We start from the raw sequence: 3,288 nt of genomic DNA on the forward strand, positions 1-3,288 counted from the left end.
CTGGTGTTCGGGTTGTCACGCCAGTGGCATTGCCCGGTAGCTAAGTTCGGAATCGATAAGCGCTGAAAGCATCTAAGCGCGAAGCGAGCCCTGAGATGAGTCTTCCCTGGCACTTTAAGTGCCCTTAAGGGTTGTTCAAGACTAGAACGTTGATAGGCAGGGTGTGTAAGTGCTGTGAGGCATTGAGCTAACCTGTACTAATTGCCCGTGAGGCTTAACCATACAACACCCAAGGGGTTTTGATGGACTCAAAGCAAGAACATATTTGAATGTGTAAATAGAACTTTTATTAATCAGTTTTCCGAATTTTAGAATTTGCTTGGCGACCATAGCGTTGCGGACCCACCTGATYCCATGCCGAACTCAGAAGTGAAACGCAGTAGCGCCGATGGTAGTGTGGGGTTTCCCCATGTGAGAGTAGGACATCGCCAGGCTTTAAATTCGACTTGTCTCGATGAGACGAGTCACCATAGAGTTTTAAGTGAATAACTTAGAAGTTTATGTTGACTTTCAAAGTGGAAAGCGTATTATACGCCTCCTGCTTAGGTGCTAACGCATTGAAAGCAAAGCTCTTTAACAATTTAAACCTATCAATCTGTGTGGGCACTCGTTGATGAAAATCCAAAATGTTTTTACCTTGGTAAAAACAGTTTCTTCGGAAACACTTGGGCTTCAATGAACTGAGTGACCAATACGAATAACTACTTGTAGTTATTTGGCACAGTCAATTCATTACCATTCTGTTGGAATGGTAATAGCTTTAAAGTTACATATTTACTTCGGTAAATATTAGTTTTGAAGTCAGTATTCATTGAGCCGACAAAATCTTAAATTGAAGAGTTTGATCATGGCTCAGATTGAACGCTGGCGGCAGGCCTAACACATGCAAGTCGAGCGGAAACGAGAAGTAGCTTGCTACTTCGGCGTCGAGCGGCGGACGGGTGAGTAATGCCTAGGAAGTTGCCCAGTAGAGGGGGATAACCATTGGAAACGATGGCTAATACCGCATATTCTCTTTGGAGCAAAGCAGGGGACCTTCGGGCCTTGCGCTATTGGATACGCCTAGGTGGGATTAGCTAGTTGGTGAGGTAATGGCTCACCAAGGCAACGATCCCTAGCTGGTCTGAGAGGATGATCAGCCACACTGGAACTGAGACACGGTCCAGACTCCTACGGGAGGCAGCAGTGGGGAATATTGCACAATGGGCGAAAGCCTGATGCAGCCATGCCGCGTGTATGAAGAAGGCCTTCGGGTTGTAAAGTACTTTCAGTCGTGAGGAAGGGGGTAAGCTTAATACGCTTATCTCTTGACGTTAGCGACAGAAGAAGCACCGGCTAACTCCGTGCCAGCAGCCGCGGTAATACGGAGGGTGCGAGCGTTAATCGGAATTACTGGGCGTAAAGCGCATGCAGGTGGTTCAATAAGTCAGATGTGAAAGCCCGGGGCTCAACCTCGGAACTGCATTTGAAACTGTTGGACTAGAGTACTGTAGAGGGGGGTAGAATTTCAGGTGTAGCGGTGAAATGCGTAGAGATCTGAAGGAATACCAGTGGCGAAGGCGGCCCCCTGGACAGATACTGACACTCAGATGCGAAAGCGTGGGGAGCAAACAGGATTAGATACCCTGGTAGTCCACGCCGTAAACGATGTCTACTTGGAGGTTGTGGCCTTGAGCCGTGGCTTTCGGAGCTAACGCGTTAAGTAGACCGCCTGGGGAGTACGGTCGCAAGATTAAAACTCAAATGAATTGACGGGGGCCCGCACAAGCGGTGGAGCATGTGGTTTAATTCGATGCAACGCGAAGAACCTTACCTACTCTTGACATCTAGAGAAGCCAGYGGAGACRCAGGTGTGCCTTCGGGAACTCTAAGACAGGTGCTGCATGGCTGTCGTCAGCTCGTGTTGTGAAATGTTGGGTTAAGTCCCGCAACGAGCGCAACCCTTATCCTTGTTTGCCAGCACGTAATGGTGGGAACTCCAGGGAGACTGCCGGTGATAAACCGGAGGAAGGTGGGGACGACGTCAAGTCATCATGGCCCTTACGAGTAGGGCTACACACGTGCTACAATGGCGCATACAGAGGGCAGCAAGCTAGCGATAGTGAGCGAATCCCAAAAAGTGCGTCGTAGTCCGGATTGGAGTCTGCAACTCGACTCCATGAAGTCGGAATCGCTAGTAATCGTAGATCAGAATGCTACGGTGAATACGTTCCCGGGCCTTGTACACACCGCCCGTCACACCATGGGAGTGGGCTGCAAAAGAAGTGGGTAGTTTAACCTTTCGAGGAGGACGCTCACCACTTTGTGGTTCATGACTGGGGTGAAGTCGTAACAAGGTAGCCCTAGGGGAACCTGGGGCTGGATCACCTCCTTATACGATGATTTTCACGATGAGTACCCACACAGATTGATGGTTTAAAATGTAAAGAGAAATGAAACATCTCCCAAGATGTTTCGACAGTTTACTTTCGCTTTTTAAGTGAAAATAAATGCAGTGTCCCGTTCGTCTAGAGGCCTAGGACACCGCCCTTTCACGGCGGTAACAGGGGTTCGACTCCCCTACGGGATACCATTGGGTCGTTAGCTCAGCTGGTAGAGCAGTTGACTTTTAATCAATTGGTCGCAGGTTCGAATCCTGCACGACCCACCATTTCCTCCCAAGGAAATAAAAATTGGGGCTATAGCTCAGCTGGGAGAGCGCCTGCCTTGCACGCAGGAGGTCTGCGGTTCGATCCCGCATAGCTCCACCATTCTTCTCCACAGAGGAATTAAAACTAAATGTGGGCGATTAGCTCAGTTGGGAGAGCACCTGCCTTACAAGCAGGGGGTCACTGGTTCGAGCCCGGTATCGCCCACCACTCTCTAAAAACTTTTGGATGTTGACTTCCAAACCAATTCACAATAGCGGATTTGGTTCGGATTTTTGTCGACGAAAGTCTTTAGAAAGTGATTAACTTGAAAAAGTAAACACTCGCTCTTTAACAATTTGGAAAGCTGACGAACAACGACTTTGATCGGTTGTTGTTCAAAATAAAAGTTCTCAAATCCTAGATGATTTAATCATTTAGGTACCAACACACATTCAAGTGTTCTTGGAAACAATATTGCTTCGGCAATGTTTGTTTAATATTTGAGTCCGGCAAAATCGAAATGTTGTCTCGCTCATTCAAATAATGAGACAACGAGTTTACACCTTGGTTAGTTGCCATACAGAAACCTTTTGGGGTTGTATGGTTAAGTGACTAAGCGTACACGGTGGATGCCTTGGCAGTCAGAGGCGATGAAAGA

General features: G+C 47.9%; 4 tRNA genes and 3 rRNA genes. All 7 read left to right on the forward strand.

From position 1 onward, the window contains the following. A 23S ribosomal RNA gene (locus tag L4C54_RS24055) occupies window positions 1–222 on the forward strand; the annotation flags it as partial. Window positions 223–318: 96 nt separating this feature from the next. After that, a 5S ribosomal RNA gene (gene rrf, locus L4C54_RS24060) occupies window positions 319–434 on the forward strand. A 395-nt stretch (window positions 435–829) separates the two neighbouring features. Continuing rightward, window positions 830–2,374 (forward strand): 16S ribosomal RNA (locus tag L4C54_RS24065). A 122-nt stretch (window positions 2,375–2,496) separates the two neighbouring features. Further along, a tRNA-Glu gene (locus tag L4C54_RS24070) sits at window positions 2,497–2,572 on the forward strand. Window positions 2,573–2,574: 2 nt separating this feature from the next. Continuing rightward, a tRNA-Lys gene (locus tag L4C54_RS24075) sits at window positions 2,575–2,650 on the forward strand. Window positions 2,651–2,674: 24 nt separating this feature from the next. Beyond that, a tRNA-Ala gene (locus L4C54_RS24080) sits at window positions 2,675–2,750 on the forward strand. A gap of 32 nt (window positions 2,751–2,782) precedes the next feature. Continuing rightward, a tRNA-Val gene (locus L4C54_RS24085) sits at window positions 2,783–2,858 on the forward strand. Window positions 2,859–3,288: the final 430 nt, after the last annotated feature.

Source organism: Vibrio lamellibrachiae, assembly GCF_050337265.1.
Classification (GTDB): domain Bacteria; phylum Pseudomonadota; class Gammaproteobacteria; order Enterobacterales; family Vibrionaceae; genus Vibrio; species Vibrio kyushuensis.